At 58.9% G+C, this 18,771-nt stretch carries 14 protein-coding genes and 6 tRNA genes; 17 read left to right on the top strand and 3 right to left on the bottom strand.

Going from position 1 to position 18,771, the window contains the following annotated elements:
* Nucleotides 1–3 precede the first annotated feature (3 nt).
* Both glnS and nagE read right to left on the bottom strand, forming a co-directional pair.
* Nucleotides 4–1,668, bottom strand: coding sequence for a glutamine--tRNA ligase (glnS, locus tag ACJ8HT_RS09700; protein ID WP_060440515.1), 1,665 nt, complete (start codon nt 1,666–1,668; stop codon nt 4–6).
* 240 nt (nt 1,669–1,908) lie between these two features.
* Entirely contained in the window at nt 1,909–3,945 is a 2,037-nt protein-coding gene (nagE, locus tag ACJ8HT_RS09695; RefSeq protein ID WP_197652254.1) for an N-acetylglucosamine-specific PTS transporter subunit IIBC, read from the bottom strand.
* Between the two features lie 335 nt (nt 3,946–4,280).
* Between nagE and nagB the strand changes: the two genes are divergently transcribed.
* The 12 genes from nagB to ACJ8HT_RS09635 all read left to right on the top strand — a co-directional run bounded on the left by nagB (nt 4,281) and on the right by ACJ8HT_RS09635 (nt 12,702).
* Nucleotides 4,281–5,081, top strand: a complete 801-nt coding sequence (gene nagB / locus ACJ8HT_RS09690) for a glucosamine-6-phosphate deaminase (RefSeq protein ID WP_004939952.1) — start codon at nt 4,281–4,283, stop codon at nt 5,079–5,081.
* An 18-nt stretch (nt 5,082–5,099) separates the two neighbouring features.
* Nucleotides 5,100–6,239, top strand: coding sequence for an N-acetylglucosamine-6-phosphate deacetylase (nagA, locus tag ACJ8HT_RS09685; RefSeq protein WP_174137927.1), 1,140 nt, complete (start codon nt 5,100–5,102; stop codon nt 6,237–6,239).
* A 27-nt stretch (nt 6,240–6,266) separates the two neighbouring features.
* Nucleotides 6,267–7,487, top strand: a complete 1,221-nt coding sequence (gene nagC, locus ACJ8HT_RS09680; RefSeq protein ID WP_194572726.1) for a DNA-binding transcriptional regulator NagC — start codon at nt 6,267–6,269, stop codon at nt 7,485–7,487.
* Nucleotides 7,488–7,554: 67 nt separating this feature from the next.
* On the top strand, nt 7,555–8,307 hold the full coding sequence (locus ACJ8HT_RS09675) for an HAD-IIA family hydrolase (protein WP_004939957.1): 753 nt from the start codon (nt 7,555–7,557) through the stop codon (nt 8,305–8,307).
* A gap of 189 nt (nt 8,308–8,496) precedes the next feature.
* Nucleotides 8,497–9,936 (top strand): carbohydrate-binding protein, encoded by a 1,440-nt coding sequence (locus tag ACJ8HT_RS09670; protein ID WP_197652255.1) that lies wholly within the window; start codon nt 8,497–8,499, stop codon nt 9,934–9,936.
* Nucleotides 9,937–10,220: 284 nt separating this feature from the next.
* On the top strand, nt 10,221–11,885 hold the full coding sequence (gene asnB / locus ACJ8HT_RS09665; protein WP_004939961.1) for an asparagine synthase B: 1,665 nt from the start codon (nt 10,221–10,223) through the stop codon (nt 11,883–11,885).
* Between the two features lie 219 nt (nt 11,886–12,104).
* Nucleotides 12,105–12,181: transfer RNA gene (locus ACJ8HT_RS09660), tRNA-Met, on the top strand.
* A 15-nt stretch (nt 12,182–12,196) separates the two neighbouring features.
* Nucleotides 12,197–12,281 (top strand) — tRNA-Leu (locus ACJ8HT_RS09655).
* Nucleotides 12,282–12,311: 30 nt separating this feature from the next.
* Nucleotides 12,312–12,386, top strand: a tRNA-Gln gene (locus ACJ8HT_RS09650).
* Nucleotides 12,387–12,430: 44 nt separating this feature from the next.
* A tRNA-Gln gene (locus tag ACJ8HT_RS09645) sits at nt 12,431–12,505 on the top strand.
* 41 nt (nt 12,506–12,546) lie between these two features.
* Nucleotides 12,547–12,623, top strand: a tRNA-Met gene (locus ACJ8HT_RS09640).
* A gap of 4 nt (nt 12,624–12,627) precedes the next feature.
* Nucleotides 12,628–12,702 (top strand) — tRNA-Gln (locus tag ACJ8HT_RS09635).
* Between the two features lie 87 nt (nt 12,703–12,789).
* On the opposite strand, the gene ubiF is transcribed toward ACJ8HT_RS09635, so the two are convergent.
* Nucleotides 12,790–13,971, bottom strand: coding sequence for a 3-demethoxyubiquinol 3-hydroxylase (gene ubiF / locus ACJ8HT_RS09630; protein WP_197652256.1), 1,182 nt, complete (start codon nt 13,969–13,971; stop codon nt 12,790–12,792).
* 197 nt (nt 13,972–14,168) lie between these two features.
* Here ubiF and miaB point away from each other — a divergent pair, with 197 nt between their 5' ends.
* From miaB to corC, 5 genes are all read left to right on the top strand, one after another.
* Nucleotides 14,169–15,593, top strand: a complete 1,425-nt coding sequence (gene miaB / locus ACJ8HT_RS09625; protein ID WP_197652257.1) for a tRNA (N6-isopentenyl adenosine(37)-C2)-methylthiotransferase MiaB — start codon at nt 14,169–14,171, stop codon at nt 15,591–15,593.
* A 117-nt stretch (nt 15,594–15,710) separates the two neighbouring features.
* Nucleotides 15,711–16,046: a zinc ribbon domain-containing protein YjdM gene (locus tag ACJ8HT_RS09620; protein WP_004939967.1), complete on the top strand. Its 336-nt coding sequence runs from the start codon at nt 15,711–15,713 to the stop codon at nt 16,044–16,046.
* A gap of 234 nt (nt 16,047–16,280) precedes the next feature.
* Nucleotides 16,281–17,336, top strand: coding sequence for a PhoH family protein (locus tag ACJ8HT_RS09615; protein WP_004939969.1), 1,056 nt, complete (start codon nt 16,281–16,283; stop codon nt 17,334–17,336).
* Complete coding sequence (gene ybeY, locus ACJ8HT_RS09610; RefSeq protein ID WP_033637441.1) at nt 17,333–17,806, top strand: rRNA maturation RNase YbeY; 474 nt, start codon at nt 17,333–17,335, stop codon at nt 17,804–17,806. The genes ACJ8HT_RS09615 and ybeY overlap by 4 nt, the downstream gene beginning before the upstream one ends.
* Before the next feature lie 84 nt (nt 17,807–17,890).
* A complete protein-coding gene (gene corC, locus ACJ8HT_RS09605) occupies nt 17,891–18,769 on the top strand; it encodes a CNNM family magnesium/cobalt transport protein CorC (RefSeq protein ID WP_004939973.1) in 879 nt (292 codons plus the stop codon).
* Nucleotides 18,770–18,771 lie beyond the last annotated feature (2 nt).

Genomic DNA, 18,771 nt, shown 5'->3' with positions numbered 1-18,771 from the left:
AGATTAGCCTTCGATTTTCGCCCAGGTGTCACGCAGGCCGACGGTGCGGTTAAACACCAGATGCTCGGCCGACGAGTGACGGTTGTCGGCGCAGAAGTAACCTTCTCGCTCGAACTGATAGGCTTTCTCCGGCTGTGCAGCCGCCAGGCTCGGCTCGACGAAGCCGTGCTTGATGACCAGCGATTCCGGGTTGATGGTGGAGAGGAAGTCCTCCGCCGCGCCCGGATTAGGCACGCTGAACAGGCGATCGTACAGGCGAATTTCCGCCGGCAGCGCGTGCGCCGCTGACACCCAGTGGATCACGCCCTTCACCTTGCGGCCGTCGGCAGGATCTTTGCTCAGCGTTTCCGCATCGTAGCTGCAGAAGATGGTGGTGATCTCGCCCGCTTCGTCCTTCTCGACGCGCTCGGCCTTGATCACGTACGCATTGCGCAGACGCACTTCCTTGCCCAGCACCAGACGCTTGTACTGCTTGTTGGCTTCTTCGCGGAAGTCGGCGCGATCGATATAGATCTCGCGGCTGAACGGCACATCGCGGCTGCCCATTTCCGGTTTGTTCGGGTGGTTAGGCATAGTGACCATTTCCACCGCATCGCCCATGTTCTCGATGACGATTTTCACCGGATCCAGCACCGCCATGGCGCGCGGCGCGTTCTCGTTCAGATCGTCGCGGATGCAGGATTCCAGCGCCACCATCTCGACGTTGTTGTCTTGCTTGGTCACGCCGATGCGCAGGCAGAACTCACGAATCGAGGCGGCGGTATAACCGCGACGGCGCAGACCGGAGACGGTCGGCATACGCGGATCGTCCCAGCCTTCGACGATCTTCTCGGCCACCAGCTGGTGCAGCTTGCGCTTCGACATGATGGCGTATTCGAGGTTGAGGCGCGAAAACTCGTACTGACGCGGGTGGCAAGGAATGGTGATGTTATCCAGCACCCAGTCATACAGACGGCGGTTATCCTGGAATTCCAGGGTGCACAGCGAATGGGTGATCCCTTCCAGCGCATCGGAAATGCAGTGGGTGAAATCGTACATCGGATAGATGCACCATTTATTGCCGGTCTGGTGGTGTTCGGCGAACTTGATGCGGTACAGCACCGGATCGCGCATCACGATAAACGGCGAAGCCATATCGATCTTGGCGCGCAGGCAGGCGGCGCCTTCGGCGAACTCGCCGTTGCGCATCTTCTCGAACAGCGCCAGGTTCTCTTCCACGCTGCGGCCGCGGTACGGGCTGTCTTTGCCCGGCGCGGTCAGGGTGCCGCGATATTCACGGATCTGCTCCGGCGACAGCTCATCGACGTAGGCCAGCCCCTTGGTGATCAGCTCAACCGCATACTGGTGCAGCTGATCGAAATAGTCTGAGGAGTAACGAACGTTGCCGCTCCACTCAAAGCCCAGCCACTCCACGTCGTGCTTGATTGACTCCACGAACTCGATGTCTTCTTTCACCGGGTTGGTGTCATCGAAACGCAGGTTGCACTGGCCCTGATAGTCCTTGGCGATGCCGAAGTTCAGGCAGATGGACTTGGCGTGGCCGATATGCAGATAGCCGTTAGGCTCCGGCGGGAAGCGGGTATGTACCGACGTGTGTTTCCCCGACGCCAGATCTTCATCGACGATCTGACGGATAAAATTGGTTGGGCGGGCTTCAGCCTCACTCATTTCACTGTTCCTCAATGCAAAGCGCTACACATAACCGCCTATGATCCAACAAGCCACGTCTGGAAACAACCGTTTGTTTCACGAAAAATGCGGCGCGTTGCACCCTCGGCGCGCAGCGCACCGCCGTGGGGCGAAACGGAATAAAAAAAGCGGGAAGAGATCGCTCTCTTCCCGCCAAGTCGGGGCAAACTCCACCATGGTGCGTGGCCAGCCCCCGGTACTACTCAGGTAAAAACGGCCTTACTTTTGGATCTCGTACAGCTTGGTCTGACCGGCGACGACAGAGCCGCTGGCCAGCGCCGCCAGGCCGGCGTAGTCGTCAGAGTTGCTGACCACCACCGGGCTTATCATCGAACGCGCGTTGGCGTTCAGATAATCCAGATCCAGTTCCAGAATCGGTTGACCGGCTTTCACTTCCGCGCCCTCTTCCACCAGGCGTTTGAAGCCCTGGCCTTCCAGCGCGACGGTGTCGATCCCCATGTGCACCACAATCTCGGCACCCTTGTCGGTTTCCAGGCAGAACGCATGGTTGGTATTGAAGATTTTCACCACGGTGCCGTCCGCCGGCGCCACGACGATGTTGTCGGTCGGGCGAATCGCCAGGCCGTCACCTACCGCCTTGCTGGCGAAAGCTTCGTCCGGCACCTGATCGAGCGCCACGACTTCACCGGTCACCGGCGCCACCAGCGTTTCAAACGCGACTTTCGGTGCGTTCGGTACCGCCTGCGGTTTGGCTTCCGCTGCAGGAGCCGCCGCCGGGGCCGCCGCTGCCGCTACCGGGCCGGCGGCAATCACGTTGCGCATTGCGCTGGCGATAAGTTCAGCACGGGTGCCGACGATCACTTGCACGCTCTGCTTGTTCAGACGGATAACACCGGATGCGCCGAGGCGTTTCGCCAATGCGTCGTTCACCAGCGCGGAGTCTTTCACGTTCAAACGCAGGCGAGTGATGCAGGCATCGATGCCGGTCAGGTTGTCGGAACCACCGATCGCGCCGACGTAGCGACGGGCCAGCGTGGTAGTTTCGTTCTCGTCTTTACCGGCGTTGCTGTTGACGTTGACGTCATAACCGTCGGTTTCGTCACCGGCAACCGCCAGCTCGCGGCCTGGGGTCATCAGGTTGAACTTATTGATGGTGAAGCGGAACACCACATAGTAGATAACGAAGAACACCAGACCCTGCGGGATCAGCATGTACCAGTGGGTCGCCAGCGGGTTACGCACCCACAGCATCATATCCACCAGGCCGGCGCTGAAGCCGAAGCCTGAAATCCAATGCATGTTAGCAGCGATGAACACCGAGATACCGGTCAACACGGCGTGGATCACGTACAGCACCGGCGCCACGAACATGAAGGAGAATTCCAGCGGTTCGGTGATGCCGGTAAAGAAGGCGGCGAATGCCCCCGCCATCATGATCCCCAGCACTTTCGCCTTATTCTCAGGACGCGCGCAGTGATAGATGGCCAGCGCCGCGCCCGGCAGACCGAACATCATGATTGGGAAGAAGCCCGCCTGATAACGGCCGGTGATGCCAACAACCGCTTTACCCGCGTCGATCGACTGCTGGCCGCCGAGGAAGTTAGGGATATCGTTGATACCGGCCACGTCGAACCAGAACACCGAGTTCAGCGCGTGGTGCAGGCCGACCGGGATCAGCAGACGGTTGAAGAAGGCATAGATGCCCGCGCCGACCGAGCCCAATTTTTGGATGTGTTCGCCGAAGCTCACCAGAGCGCCGAACACGACTGGCCAGACGAACATCAGGATGTAAGCGACCAGGATCATCAGGAAGGAAATGAGGATCGGCACCAGGCGGCGGCCGCTGAAGAACGACAGCGCCTTAGGCAGTTCGACGCCGCTGAAGCGGTTGTACACTTCGGCGGAGATGATACCCACCAGAATACCGACGAACTGGTTCTCAATCTTGCCGAACGCGGCGGGCACCTGGTCGAGCGGGATCTTCTGAATCATCGACACGGCGGCCGGTGAACAGAGGGTGGTCAGCACCAGGAAACCGACGAAGCCGGTCAGTGCGGCAGAGCCGTCCTTGTCTTTGGACATGCCGTAGGCGACACCAACGGCGAACAACACCGCCATATGATCGATAATCGCAGAGCCGGATTTAATCAATAAGGCAGCGAAAGCGTTGTCGCCGCCCCAACCAACAGGGTCAATCCAGTACCCGACGCCCATCAAGATGGCGGCGGCGGGCAGCGTGGCGACCGGCACCATCAGCGCCCGTCCCACCTTTTGCAAGTAACTAAGAATGTTCACCTTTTCCCCCTATGTTGTCCGCGGACGGACCCTATTAGTAGTTTATTTGGAGCTCTCACTACCTTTTTAGAAACAATGCTTGGCACGTATCACTCAATGCCGAGTGTAAAAAATTTATTTTGTATCGCAAATTAAAACCTCCCTTTTTGTGATAAATATCACCAAAAAGTAGTCTTTACCTCCCAGATTGCTGGCCATCACACAAAACTTATTTTATCATTCAAAAAATCAACCGGACGGACGATTCACGCGAGAATCATAAAGCTGGGTTACGCTTAGGACTCCCGCAGGCCCGTACAGTATAGCTTTAGTTTACTTATCCCAAGAGGTGTTAGATGAGACTTATCCCACTGAAAGATACCGCACAAGTCGGCAAATGGGCCGCGCGTCATATCGTTCAACGCATCAACGCATTCAAGCCAACCGCAGAGCGCCCGTTTGTCCTCGGCCTGCCTACCGGCGGCACGCCGCTGGAAGCCTACAAACATCTGATTGCGATGCACAAAGCAGGTGAAGTAAGCTTTAAGCATGTTGTGACTTTCAACATGGACGAGTACGTTGGCCTGCCGCAGGAACACCCGGAAAGCTACCACACCTTCATGTACCGCAACTTCTTTGACCACGTTGATATCCCTCGTGAAAATATCAACCTGCTGAACGGCAACGCCGCGGATGTCGACGCCGAGTGCCGCCAGTACGAAGAGAAGATCAAGTCTTACGGCAAAATTAACCTGTTCATGGGCGGCGTGGGCATCGACGGCCATATCGCGTTCAACGAGCCGGCTTCATCTCTGGCTTCGCGCACCCGCATCAAAACGCTGACCGAAGACACCCGCATCGCCAACTCGCGCTTCTTCGGCGGCGACGTCAGCCTGGTGCCGAAATATGCGCTGACCGTCGGCGTGGGCACGCTGCTGGACGCGGAAGAAGTGATGATCCTGGTGACCGGCCACGCCAAGGCGCAGGCGCTGGAAGCTGCGGTGGAAGGCAACATCAACCACATGTGGACCATCAGCTGCCTGCAGCTGCACGCCAAAGCGGTCGTGGTGTGCGACGAGCCGGCTACCATGGAGCTGAAAGTCAAAACCGTCAAATATTTCCGCGAGTTAGAAGCGGAAAGCGTGAAAAGTCTTTAATCTTTGCAGGGGGCTACGATGTTCGCTTTAACCCACGGCCGTATCTATACCGGCCACGACGTACTTGATGACCATGCAGTCATTATCGCTGATGGGCTGATCGAGAGAGTCTGCCCGGCGGCTGAATTGCCCGCCGGCATCGAAACGCGCGACCTGGGTGGCGCCATCCTGGCCCCCGGACTTATCGACGTGCAGTTGAACGGCTGCGGCGGCGTCCAGTTCAACGATTCGCTGGAAGCGATTTCGGAAGAAACGCTGGAGATCATGCAGCGCGCCAACGAGAAATCCGGCTGCACCAGCTATCTGCCGACGCTGATCACCAGCAGCGACGAATTCATGAAGCACAGCGTCGACGTGATGCGCGCTTATCTGAAAAAGCACCAAAACCAGGCGCTGGGCCTGCACCTGGAAGGGCCATATCTCAGCCCGGTGAAAAAAGGCACCCATAACCCGGCGTTCATTCGCAAGCCAACTCAGGACATGATCGATTACCTGTGCGCCAATGCCGACGTGATCACCAAGGTGACGCTGGCGCCGGAAATGGTTGAGCCGCACTTTATCAAACAGCTGACCGAGGCCGGCATCGTCGTCTCCGCCGGCCACTCGAACGCCACCTACGATCAGGCGCGCACCGGCTTCGCCGCCGGCATCAGCTTCGCCACCCACCTGTACAACGCCATGCCGTATATCACCGGCCGCGAACCGGGGCTGATGGGGGCGATCTTCGATACGCCGGAGGTCTATACCGGCATCATCGCCGACGGCCATCACGTGGCCTGGGCGAGTATCCGTAACGCCAAACGCCTGAAAGGTGATAAATTGGTCTTGGTCACCGACGCGACCGCACCGGCAGGTGCAGATATTGACCAATTTATTTTCGCCGGTAAAACAATATACTATCGGGATGGGCTGTGCGTGGATGAGAACGGTACCCTGAGCGGTTCCGCGCTGACCATGATCGAAGCGGTGCAAAACAGCGTCGAGCATATCGGCATCGCGCTGGACGAAGCGCTGCGCATGGCGACGCTGTATCCGGCGCGCGCCATCGGCGTCGAGCAGCGTCTGGGCACCATCGAAGCCGGCAAGGTGGCTAACCTGACCGCCTTCACCCGTGATTTCAAGATCACCAAAACGCTCGTTAACGGTAACGAGGTTTAATTCAATGAACAGCGAGTAACATTATTGATGAGCACTGGCGGACAAGCACAAATAGGGAACGTTGACTTAGTCAAACAACTTAACGGCGCGGCAGTTTACCGCCTGATCGACCAGCAGGGCCCGATCTCGCGCATTCAAATTGCCGAACTCAGCCAGCTTGCCCCCGCCAGCGTCACCAAAATTACTCGCCAGCTGCTGGAGCGCGGGCTGATCAAAGAAGTCGATCAGCAAGCCTCCACCGGCGGCCGCCGCGCGATCTCCATCGTGTCGGAAACCCGTCATTTCCATACCGTCGCGGTGCGTCTCGGCCGCCACGACGCCACCATCACCCTGTATGACATGAGCGGTAAATCGCTCAGCGAAGAACACTATCCGCTGCCGGAACGCACCCAGGAAACGCTGGAAAATGCGCTGTTCGCCGCCATCGCCCAATTCATCGAAGCAAACCAGCGCCGCCTGCGCGAGCTGATCGCCATCGCGGTGATCCTGCCCGGCCTGGTGGATCCGGCGCTGGGCGTGGTGCGCTACATGCCGCACATCAGCGTCAGCAACTGGGCGCTGGTCGACAACCTGCAGCAGCGCTTCAACGTCACCAGCTTCGTCGGCCACGACATCCGCAGCCTGGCGCTGGCGGAGCACTACTTCGGCGCTACCCGCGACTGCGAAGACTCGATTCTGGTGCGCCTGCACCGCGGTACCGGCGCCGGCATCATCGTCAACGGGCAGATTTTTCTCGGCAATAACGGCAACGTTGGCGAAATCGGCCATATCCAGATCGATCCGCTGGGTGAACGCTGCCACTGCGGCAACTTCGGCTGCCTGGAAACCGTAGCCGCCAACGCGGCGATCGAACAGCGCGTGCGCCAGCTGCTGAACCAGGGCTACCCGAGCAAACTGACGCTGGAAGACTGCGGCATCAACGCCATCTGCAAGGCCGCCAACCGCGGCGATCTGCTGGCCAGCGAAGTGATCGAACACGTCGGTCGCTATCTGGGCAAGGCGGTGGCTATCGCCATCAACCTGTTTAACCCGCAGAAGGTGGTGATCGCCGGTGAGATCACTGAAGCGGACAAGGTGCTGCTGCCGGCGATCCAGAGCTGCATCAATACCCAGGTGCTGAAGGACTTCCGCAAAAATCTGCCGGTGGTGACCTCCGAACTCAATCATCGCTCGGCGATCGGCGCTTTCGCCCTGGCCAAACGCGCGATGCTTAACGGCGTGCTCTTGCAGCGATTGCTGGAAAGCTGATCCGCCGCTTCTGGCAGGTGTGTTATCGTCACCCCTTGCCTGCCGTAATCATGAGAAACAGCGACAAATGAAAATCAAAAACGTTATATGCGATATCGACGGCGTGCTGCTGCATGACAATACGCCGGTGCCCGGCGCCGATCTGTTCCTGGCGCGCATCCAGGAACAAGGCATGCCGCTGGTGGTGCTGACCAACTACCCGTCACAGACCGCGCAGGATCTGGCGAACCGCTTCGCCGCCGCCGGGCTGGAAGTGCCGGAGAGCGCGTTCTATACCTCGGCGATGGCCACCGCCGATTTCCTGCGCCGCCAGGAAGGCAAAAAAGCCTACGTGGTCGGCGAAGGCGCCCTGATCCATGAGCTGTACAAAGCCGGTTTCACCATCACCGACATCAACCCGGATTTCGTGATCGTCGGTGAAACCCGCTCTTACAACTGGGACATGATGCACAAGGCCGCCTACTTCGTCAGTAACGGCGCACGCTTTATCGCCACCAACCCGGATAGCCACGGCCACGGCTTCTCGCCGGCCTGCGGCGCGCTGTGCGCCCCCATCGAGAAGATCACCGGCCGCAAGCCGTTTTACGTCGGCAAACCCAGCCCGTGGATCATTCGCGCCGCATTGAACAAAATGCAGGCGCACTCGGAAGAGACGGTGATCGTCGGCGACAACCTGCGCACCGACATTCTGGCGGGCTTCCAGGCCGGCCTGGAAACCGTGCTGGTGCTGTCCGGCGTCTCCACGCTGAGCGACATCGAAACCATGCCGTTCCGCCCGAGCTACGTCTACCCTTCCGTTGCCGATATCACCATCTTCTGATGCATTTATGGCGGCTGCCCGGCCGCCATTATTTCTCTCTTCCTGACCGCAGTTTGAATTTAATTCGTTCATGGCCACAAAAGGTTTCAGCCTGCCTGCGCTAAAAATCCTCATTATAACCTTACGCCCCGCCAATAGCTGATATTGCCGGCCAGCGAAAAACCTTTACCCCTAATTAATGAGGCTACCATGAGCACAAATAACATGATTAATGCCGCCGCCGATGACGCAGCCATTATGCCGACTATCGCCAATAAAAAAATCCTGATGGGTTTTTGGCACAACTGGGCCGCCGGCGCCAGTGACGGCTATCGGCAAGGCCAGTTCGCCAATATGAACCTGACCGACATTCCCGCCGAATACAACGTGGTGGCCGTCGCCTTTATGAAAGGCCAGGGCATCCCAACCTTCAAACCGTACAACCTGTCCGACGCCGAGTTCCGCCGCCAGGTGGGCGTGCTGAACAGCCAGGGCCGCGCGGTGCTGATCTCCCTCGGCGGCGCAGACGCGCATATCGAGCTGAAAACCGGCGACGAAGATAAGCTGAAAGACGAGATTATTCGTCTGGTGGAAGTCTATGGCTTCGACGGCCTGGATATCGATTTGGAACAGGCGGCAATCGGCGCCGCCAATAATAAAACCGTCTTGCCTGCGGCATTGAAAAAAGTAAAAGACTATTACGCCGTTCAGGGGAAAAACTTTATTATCAGCATGGCGCCGGAATTCCCGTATTTACGCACCAACGGCACCTATCTGGATTATATCAACGCCCTCGAAGGCTATTATGACTTTATCGCGCCGCAATATTATAACCAGGGTGGCGACGGTATTTGGGTGGACGAACTCAACGCCTGGATCACGCAGAATAACGACGCCATGAAAGAGGAATTCCTCTACTACCTGACGGAAAGCCTGGTCACCGGCACCCGCGGCTATGCAAAGATCCCGGCAGCAAAATTCGTCATCGGTCTGCCGAGCAATAACGATGCCGCCGCCACCGGCTACGTGGTCAACAAACAGGCGGTGTATAACGCCTTCTCCCGTCTCGACGCCAAGAACCTGTCGATCAAGGGCCTGATGACCTGGTCAATCAACTGGGACAACGGCAAGAGCAAAGCCGGCGTGGCCTACAACTGGGAGTTCAAAACCCGCTATGCGCCGCTGATTCAGGGTGGCGTCACCCCGCCGCCGGGAAAGCCTAATGCGCCAACGGCGCTGACGGTCGCCGATCTGGGCGCCACCTCGCTGAAGCTGAGCTGGGCCGCCGCCACCGGCGCCTTACCGATCGCCAGCTACACCGTCTACCGCAACGGCAACCCGATCGGCCAGACCGCCACCCTGTCGCTGGCCGACAGCGGCCTGACCCCGGCCACCCAGTACAGCTACTTCGTTACCGCGACCGACAGCCAGGGCAATACCTCGCTGCCGAGCAGCGCGCTGGCGGTTAAAACCGCCAACGACGGCACGCCGCCCGATCCGGGTGCGCCCGAGTGGCAGAACAACCACAGCTACAAAGCCGGCGACGTGGTGAGTTATAAAGGCAAGAAATACACCTGTATCCAGGCGCACACTTCCAACGCCGGCTGGACGCCGGACGCCGCCTTCACCCTGTGGCAGCTCATCGCCTAATCGCTAATCGATTGCCGGCCAAACCGGCCGGCAATCCCGTCATCACGTTAAAAATTGCATAATCGTTAAATTTTCCCGCCAATAACTGAAAATCCGTTAAAAATCGCAGCCACGCAAACAACTATTTCTCAGCGTATGGCTAAAACGCTTGCATCTCCTGCAGCTTTAGGCGCATTTTCATAACCACAGCGCAGCAAAACCGCGTTATCACTGATGAATCGGCAATGCTGCCCATAACAGTAAAAAACAACATCACAGTCATGAAAGCCCGTTAGGAGAGTTGTATGTGTTCTATTTTCGGTGTGCTCGATCTGAAGTCCGATCCCGTTGAACTGCGTAAGAAAGCGCTGGAGCTCTCGCGCCTGATGCGCCACCGCGGCCCGGATTGGTCCGGCGTTTATGCCAGCGACAAAGCCATTTTGGCCCACGAACGCCTGTCGATCGTCGACGTCAACAACGGCGCTCAACCGCTGTACAACGCCGCGCACACCCACGTTCTGGCGGTCAACGGCGAAATTTACAACCACCAGGCGCTGCGCCAACAGCTGAGCGACCGCTACGCGTTCCAGACCGGGTCCGACTGTGAAGTGATCCTGGCGCTGTATCAGGAGAAAGGCCCGGACTTCCTCGACGATCTGCAAGGCATGTTCGCCTTCGCCCTGTATGACACCGAAAAAGACGCCTATCTGATCGGCCGCGATCACCTGGGCATCATCCCGCTGTACATGGGCCACGACGAGCACGGCAACCTGTACGTCGCTTCGGAAATGAAAGCGCTGGTGCCGGTGTGCCGCACCATCAAGGAATTCCCGGCCGGCAGCTACCTGTGGAGCCAGGACGGTGAGATCCGCGAATACTATCGCCGCGACTGGTTTGATTATGACAGCGTCAAAGACAACGTGACCGACGCCGCCGCCTTGCGCACCGCGCTGGAAGAGTCGGTGAAAAGCCACCTGATGTCCGACGTGCCTTACGGCGTGCTGCTGTCGGGCGGGCTGGATTCCTCGGTCATCTCGGCGATCACCAAGAAGTACGCCGCGCGCCGCGTGGAAGATCAGGAACGCAGCGAAGCCTGGTGGCCGCAGTTGCACTCCTTCGCCGTCGGCCTGGAAGGCTCGCCGGATCTGCGCGCCGCGCAGGAGGTCGCCAACCATCTGGGCACCGTGCACCATGAGATCCACTTCACCGTGCAGGAAGGGCTGGACGCCATCCGCGACGTGATTTACCACATCGAAACCTATGACGTCACCACCATTCGCGCCTCGACGCCAATGTACCTGATGTCGCGCAAAATCAAGGCGATGGGCATCAAGATGGTGCTTTCCGGCGAAGGCGCGGACGAAGTGTTCGGCGGCTACCTTTACTTCCATAAAGCGCCGGACGCCCGCGAATTCCACGAAGAGACCGTGCGCAAGCTGCTGGCGCTGCATATGTTTGACTGCGCGCGCGCCAACAAGGCGATGTCCGCCTGGGGCGTTGAGGCCCGCGTGCCGTTCCTGGACAAGAAATTCCTCGACGTGGCGATGCGCATCAACCCGAAAGATAAAATGTGCGGCAACGGCAAAATGGAAAAACACATCGTCCGCGAATGTTTCGAGTCCTATTTGCCGGCCAGCGTGGCCTGGCGCCAAAAAGAGCAGTTCTCCGACGGCGTCGGCTACAGCTGGATCGACACGCTAAAAGAGGTCGCTGCGCAGCAAATCAGCGATCAACAGCTCGAAACCGCGCGTTTCCGCTTCCCGTACAACACGCCGACCTCTAAAGAAGGCTACCTGTACCGCGAGATCTTCGAAGAGCTGTTCCCGCTGCCAAGCGCCGCCGAATGCGTGCCGGGCGGCCCGTCCGTCGCCTGCTCGTCCGCCAAGGCCATCGAATGGGACGAGTCGTTCAAGAAGATGGACGATCCTTCCGGCCGCGCCGTCGGCGTGCACCAGGCCGCCTATAAATAATCGCGCAGCGTTTTCCCCAAGGCGGGCCTTTTGGCCCGCCTTTTTGTTGCCTTTTCCCCCCGCCAACTGCCTGAATTGCCGATTTTATCGCCATAATGTTCACAACCCAGACAAACGGCGCTTCCCGGCACTTTTTCGGGAAAAAACTTGTTGACGCAAATCGGTCATATACGCATAATGCGCCCCGCAACGCCGATGAAGGCAAAGCAAAAAAAAGAGGGCTACGTAGCTCAGCTGGTTAGAGCACATCACTCATAATGATGGGGTCACAGGTTCGAATCCCGTCGTAGCCACCATCTATTTTTTGCATTGCGGGAGTGGCGAAATTGGTAGACGCACCAGATTTAGGTTCTGGCGCCGCAAGGTGTGCGAGTTCAAGTCTCGCCTCCCGCACCATTTCTCTTCATCGTCGGCGCAGTATGTTGATGGGGTATCGCCAAGCGGTAAGGCACCGGTTTTTGATACCGGCATTCCCTGGTTCGAATCCAGGTACCCCAGCCATATTCTTTCGAGAATGGGGTTTCAACATAAGATTTGTTTGCAGGTGGGGTATCGCCAAGCGGTAAGGCACCGGTTTTTGATACCGGCATTCCCTGGTTCGAATCCAGGTACCCCAGCCATAACAAACTGCTTGCAAATCAAAGAAGTAAAAAGTAACATCGGCTACGTAGCTCAGCTGGTTAGAGCACATCACTCATAATGATGGGGTCACAGGTTCAAATCCCGTCGTAGCCACCATAATTGGGGTGTCGCCAAGCGGTAAGGCTCTGGTTTCTGATACCAGCATACCCAGGTTCGAATCCTGGCACCCCAGCCATATTTAGAAAAGCCCGCTTCGGCGGGCTTTTTGCTGTCTGGCGTTCAGCCAATCCTAACGGGCCCAGCCGCAGCTGAGCCCTGTCGGTTACAATCCCAACGCGTACTTCAACGCATGCTCTTTCAGCTTACCCGCCCGCTGCGCGGCCATCAGCGCCAGATTGCGCGCAATGTTCAGCGGTGCCAGGTTATTGCTGAAAGCGGTATAAAACAGATCCATGCCGCTCTGCATCAGCAGATTGTCGGTACGGCGGCGGCGCTGATAACGCAGCAGTACCGCCTCGCTGCTCCAGTCCTCTCCCTGCTCCCGCGCATCGCTCAATACGTTCAGCAAGGCATCCACGTCGCGATACCCCAGATTGACGCCCTGCCCCGCCAGCGGGTTGATGGTATGCGCCGCATCCCCCAGCAGTGCCAGCCCCGGCAGCACGTAACGCTGCGCATGACGCCGCGTCAGCGGGAACGAACCGGCGGCGTGCACCTTGACCGGGCCCAGTCGCGCCGGGAAAGCGGCGGCGATCTCGCGCTCCAGCTGCGCCGGCGGCATCGCCTGCAGCTGGCGAATGCGCTGCGGGCTGTCATACCACACCAGCGACGCCCAACTGTCGTACAGCGGCAGGAAGGCGCGCGGCCCGGACGGGAAGAAGCGCTGCCAGGTCACATCCTGCTGCGGCGCGCCGGTATCGACGGTGATCAACATGCACGCCTGACGATACTGCCAGCCGTTGGTGCCGATCGCTGCCAGCTTGCGCACCTGCGAGTTGGCGCCGTCGGCGCCGACAACCAAGCGTGCCTGCAGCATCTCGCCGCCGTCCAGCGTCAGCTGCCAGGCATTGTCCGCCCGCTGCAGCGATTGCAGCCTGGCGGGGCACAGCAGCGTCAGGTTGGCGCACTGCGCGAACTGCTGCCACAGCGCCAGCTGCAGAATGCGGTTTTCCACCATAAAGCCCAGCTCCGGCAGCCCCAGGGACACCGCGTCGAACGCCACGCGCGACGACGCCCATTCCCAGGTCTCCAGCCGGCGATACGGCGCCGTGCGCATCGCCGTCACGGCCTGCCAGGCGCCGAGCTGTTTCAGCAACCCCACCGAGGTGCAGCCGATAGCGGAAATACGCAGATCCGGCGGGCTTTGCGCCTCGAACGCCTGCGGCGCCTGATGTTCCAGCAACGCCACCGACCAGCCCGCCTGCGCCAGCCCCAGGGCCGCCGCCGCGCCGACCATGCCGCCGCCCACCACCACCGCGTCATACCGATTTTGAGATGTCTTCATATTGGCTATGTTTTCTATGTGGATGCTCGCCATCCCACCCGGCATGGCGTTTTGCGCAGTGTACCGGATTTTCGCTCCGGCTTCAGGTCGCGTGCCATTTTCCCCCACGCTGGTCACAACGGCGGCAAATGATTACAATACGCGCCCTGCATGTCGCGTAACGCAACTTTCGCTCCGCACTGAGTAATGGCAAGTCAATGACGAAAAAACTACATATCAAAACCTGGGGCTGCCAGATGAATGAGTACGATTCATCGAAAATGGCCGACCTGTTGAACAGCACGCACGGCTTCGAGTGGACCGAAAACGCCGAAGAGGCGGACGTGCTACTGCTGAACACCTGCTCGATCCGTGAAAAAGCGCAGGAGAAAGTTTTCGCCATGCTGGGGCGCTGGCGCTTGCTGAAAGAAAAGAATCCGTCGGTGATCATCGGCGTCGGCGGTTGCGTGGCCTCGCAAGAAGGCGAACTGATCCGCAGCCGCGCGCCCTGCGTCGACGTGGTCTTCGGCCCGCAGACCCTGCACCGCCTGCCGGAAATGATCAATCACGTTCAGGGTACCCGCAGCCCGGTGGTCGACATCAGCTTCCCGGAGATCGAAAAGTTCGACCGTCTGCCGGAACCGCGCGCCGAAGGCCCGACCGCATTCGTGTCGATCATGGAAGGCTGCAACAAATACTGCACCTTCTGCGTGGTGCCTTACACCCGCGGTGAAGAAGTGAGCCGCCCGAGCGACGATGTGCTGTTCGAAATCGCCCAACTGGCGGCGCAGGGCGTGCGCGAGGTCAACCTGCTCGGCCAAAACGTCAACGCTTACCGCGGCGCCACGCATGACGGCGAGATCTGTTCGTTCGCCGAACTGCTGCGCCTGGTGGCAGCCATCGACGGCATCGATCGCATTCGCTTCACCACCAGCCACCCTATCGAGTTCACCGATGACATCATCGCGGTGTACGAAGACACGCCGGAGCTGGTCAGCTTCCTGCATCTGCCGGTGCAGAGCGGTTCGGATCGCATCCTGACCATGATGAAACGCGCGCACACCGCGCTGGAGTACAAGGCGACTATCCGCAAGCTGCGCAAGGCGCGGCCGGCCATTCAGCTCAGCTCCGATTTCATCGTCGGTTTCCCGGGCGAAAGCCAGGCCGACTTCGAACAGACCATGAACCTGATCGCCGACGTCAATTTCGACGTCAGCTTCAGCTTCATCTATTCGTCGCGCCCGGGCACCCCGGCGGCGGACATGGTCGACGACGTCAGCGAAGAAGAGAAAAAACAGCGGCTGTATATTCTGCAGGATCGCATCAACCAGCAGGCGCTGCAGTTCAGCCGCCGCATGCTCGGCACCGTCCAGCGCATTCTGGTGGAGGGCACCTCGCGCAAAAGCGTGATGGAGCTGGCCGGGCGCACGGAGTGCAACCGTGTGGTAAACTTCGAGGGCACGCCCGACATGATCGGCCAGTTCGTCGACGTGGAAATTACCGAGGTGCTGACCAACACCCTGCGTGGCGCAGTGGTGCGCACCGAACAGCAGATGGATCTGCGCGTACATGAATCCCCGCAGTCGGTGATCGCCCGTACCCGCAAAGAAAACGCGCTGGGCGTCGGCATTTACCAGCCCTGACGCCGCGGCGGCCGCCTTATCGCCGCCCATTCGCGCTACTCCTTACCGTTTCTCCGCCGGGCGCCCGCGCCCGGTGATTTTCTTTTTTATTTTTTATTGTTGAAGAGGCGACATAACATGCAACTCCCACACTGCCCGAAGTGCAACTCCGAATACACCTACCAGGACAATGCCCTGTTCATCTGCCCTGAGTGCGCCCACGAGTGGAGCGACAGCGCCCCGGCGGAAGATCAGGACGCGCTGATCGTCAAAGACGCCAACGGCAATCTGCTGGCGGACGGCGATGCGGTCACCGTAATCAAAGACCTGAAGGTCAAAGGCAGCTCCTCGATGCTGAAGATCGGCACCAAGGTGAAAAACATTCGCCTGGTCGAAGGCGATCACAACATCGACTGCAAAATCGACGGCTTCGGCCCGATGAAGCTGAAATCCGAGTTCGTGAAAAAGAACTGATTCACGGCGGCCTTGTTCTGTGATGACGCGGCGGGCTTTGCGCCCCGCCGCGTTTTTTCCTTATCTTCCCTTGAATTCCGCCGATGGCGCACAGATAGATCAGCGGTAAACTTGCGCCGTTGCGGCGCACCATGAATAATTCAAGAAAGAGAGTATTCAGGCTCGTCCTGAACGCGCGCGTCCCGAACGCGCTATGTGACATCAACCAGGCCCGATGTGACCTAGAGGAATAGTTTGAACGTCGCAACACAAGAAATTTTGTTAGAGCCCGCAGACAACCAGCGTTTGCTCAGCCTGTGCGGCCCGTTTGATGACAACATCAAGCAACTCGAGCGCCGATTGGGCATTGAAATCAATCGCCGCGACAACCGTTTCAAGCTGGTCGGCAAAAACCTGTGCGTGGTTGCCGCCGCCGATATCCTGCGCCATCTGTACGTGGATACCGCGCCGATTCGCGGCGTGATCCCGGATATCGACCCAGAGCAAATCCACCTGGCTATCAAAGAGAGCCGGGTGTTGGAACAGGTGGCCGACAGCGTGCCGGATTATGGCAAGGCGGTCACCATTAAAACCAAGCGCGGCATGGTGAAACCGCGTACGCCTAACCAGGCGCAGTACATCGCCAACATTCTCGATCACGACATCACCTTCGGCATCGGCCCGGCGGGCACCGGCAAAACCTACCTGGCGGTCGCCGCCGCGGTGGATGCGCTGGAGCGCCAGGAAATTCGCCGCATTTTGCTGACGCGCCCTGCGGTCGAAGCCGGCGAAAAACTGGGCTTCCTGCCCGGCGATCTGAGCCAGAAGGTCGATCCTTACCTGCGCCCGCTGTACGACGCCCTGTTCGAGATGCTGGGCTTCGAGCGCGTGGAGAAGCTCATCGAGCGCAACGTGATCGAAGTCGCGCCGCTGGCCTATATGCGCGGCCGTACGCTGAACGACGCCTTTATCATTCTGGATGAGAGCCAGAACACCACCATCGAACAGATGAAGATGTTCCTGACGCGCATCGGCTTCAACTCGAAGGCGGTCATCACCGGCGACGTCACCCAGATCGACCTGCCGCGCAACCAGAAATCCGGCCTGCGCCACGCGGTGGAAGTGCTGTCGGACGTGGAAGAACTGAGCTTCAACTTCTTCCACAGCGAAGACGTGGTGCGCCATCCGGTGGTGGCCCGCGTAGTCATCGCCTATGAGGCCTGGGAAGCGGCCGAACAGAAACGCAAAGACGCGATTGCCGAACAACGTAAGCGCGAGGCGCTCGCCGCCTCCGAGCAGGAGACACCATGAGCCAGGTGATTTTGGATCTGCAGATTGCCTGTGAAAGCGGCGACGGCCTGCCGGATGAGGCCACCTTCCAGCGCTGGCTGGAAGGCGTGCTGCCGCAATTTCAGGAAGAAGCCGAGGTAACCGTGCGTCTGGTGGACGAAGCGGAAAGCCACGAGCTGAACCTGACCTACCGCGGCAAAGACAAGCCGACCAACGTGCTCTCTTTCCCGTTCGAGGCCCCGCCGGGCATCGAGCTGCCGCTGCTCGGCGATCTGATCATCTGCCGCCAGGTGGTTGAACAGGAAGCGATTGAGCAAGGCAAAGCGCTGGAGGCCCACTGGGCGCATATGGTTGTCCATGGCAGTCTTCATCTGCTAGGGTATGACCACATCGAAGACGATGAAGCCGAAGAAATGGAGTCTTTGGAAACCGAAATCATGCACGGACTGGGTTACCCTGATCCGTACCTGGCGGAAAAAGACCCCGTCTGACGTCAGCCGTTTACCCTACAGCCCCCTGCGGGGCTGTCGCTGACGCCCCTTAACTCTGACATGAGTGACAGTAACGAAAACGCCATGAGCGACGACCATTCACAAAGCAATGACAGCCCCAGTCCCAAGAAGGGGTTCTTTACTCTTATCCTTAACCAGCTGTTCCACGGCGAGCCCAAAAACCGTGGCGATCTGGTCGAGCTGATCCGTGATTCCGAACAAAACGACCTGATCGATCCCGATACCCGCGACATGCTGGAAGGCGTGATGGATATCGCCGAGCAGCGCGTGCGCGACATCATGATCCCCCGCTCCCAGATGGTGACGCTCAAGCGCAACCAGACGCTGGAAGAGTGCCTGGACGTGATTATCGACTCTGCCCACTCGCGCTTCCCGGTGATCAGCGAAGACAAAGATCACATCGAAGGCATCCTGATGGCCAAGGATCTGCTGCCGTTCATGCGCGCGGACTCCGAGCCGTTCAGCATCGACAAGGTGCTACGCACCGCGGTGGTGGTGCCGGAAAGCAAGCGCGTCGACCGGATGCTGAAAGAGTTCCGCTCCCAGCGCTATCACATGGCGATTGTCATTGACGAATTCGGCGGCGTATCCGGCCTGGTCACCATCGAAGACATTCTGGAACTGATCGTCGGCGAGATCGAAGACGAATACGACGACGAAGACGATCTGGATATCCGCCAGCTCAGCCGCCACATGTACACCGTGCGCGCGCTGGCCCCGATCGAAGACTTCAACGAAGCCTTCGGCACCCATTTCAGCGATGACGAGGTCGATACCATCGGCGGTCTGGTGATGCAGGCCTTCGGTCACCTGCCGGCGCGCGGGGAAACCATTGAAATCGAAGGTTACCTATTTAAAGTTGCCATGGCCGACAGTCGACGTATTATCCAGGTTCATGTAAAAATTCCGGACGATTCTCCACCACCGAAACTGGAAGATTAAAT

Origin of the sequence: Serratia sp. CY44782 (assembly GCF_052168715.1) — a bacterium.
Lineage (GTDB): Bacteria > Pseudomonadota > Gammaproteobacteria > Enterobacterales > Enterobacteriaceae > Serratia > Serratia nevei.
The sequence above is the reverse complement of the archived record's forward strand: the minus strand, read 5'-3'. Positions and strand labels throughout refer to the sequence as shown.

Excerpts from the sequence above, each read along its gene's own strand:
- ACJ8HT_RS09670 (WP_197652255.1), top strand. The coding sequence starts at position 8,497 with ATGAGCACAAATAACATGATTAATGCCGCCGCCGATGACGCAGCCATT.
- ACJ8HT_RS09675 (WP_004939957.1), top strand. The coding sequence starts at position 7,555 with ATGAAAATCAAAAACGTTATATGCGATATCGACGGCGTGCTGCTGCAT.
- nagC (WP_194572726.1), top strand. The coding sequence starts at position 6,267 with ATGAGCACTGGCGGACAAGCACAAATAGGGAACGTTGACTTAGTCAAA.
- nagA (WP_174137927.1), top strand. The coding sequence starts at position 5,100 with ATGTTCGCTTTAACCCACGGCCGTATCTATACCGGCCACGACGTACTT.
- corC (WP_004939973.1), top strand. The coding sequence starts at position 17,891 with ATGAGCGACGACCATTCACAAAGCAATGACAGCCCCAGTCCCAAGAAG.
- glnS (WP_060440515.1), bottom strand. The coding sequence starts at position 1,668 with ATGAGTGAGGCTGAAGCCCGCCCAACCAATTTTATCCGTCAGATCGTC.
- nagB (WP_004939952.1), top strand. The coding sequence starts at position 4,281 with ATGAGACTTATCCCACTGAAAGATACCGCACAAGTCGGCAAATGGGCC.
- ubiF (WP_197652256.1), bottom strand. The coding sequence starts at position 13,971 with ATGAAGACATCTCAAAATCGGTATGACGCGGTGGTGGTGGGCGGCGGC.
- ybeY (WP_033637441.1), top strand. The coding sequence starts at position 17,333 with ATGAGCCAGGTGATTTTGGATCTGCAGATTGCCTGTGAAAGCGGCGAC.
- ACJ8HT_RS09620 (WP_004939967.1), top strand. The coding sequence starts at position 15,711 with ATGCAACTCCCACACTGCCCGAAGTGCAACTCCGAATACACCTACCAG.
- asnB (WP_004939961.1), top strand. The coding sequence starts at position 10,221 with ATGTGTTCTATTTTCGGTGTGCTCGATCTGAAGTCCGATCCCGTTGAA.
- miaB (WP_197652257.1), top strand. The coding sequence starts at position 14,169 with ATGACGAAAAAACTACATATCAAAACCTGGGGCTGCCAGATGAATGAG.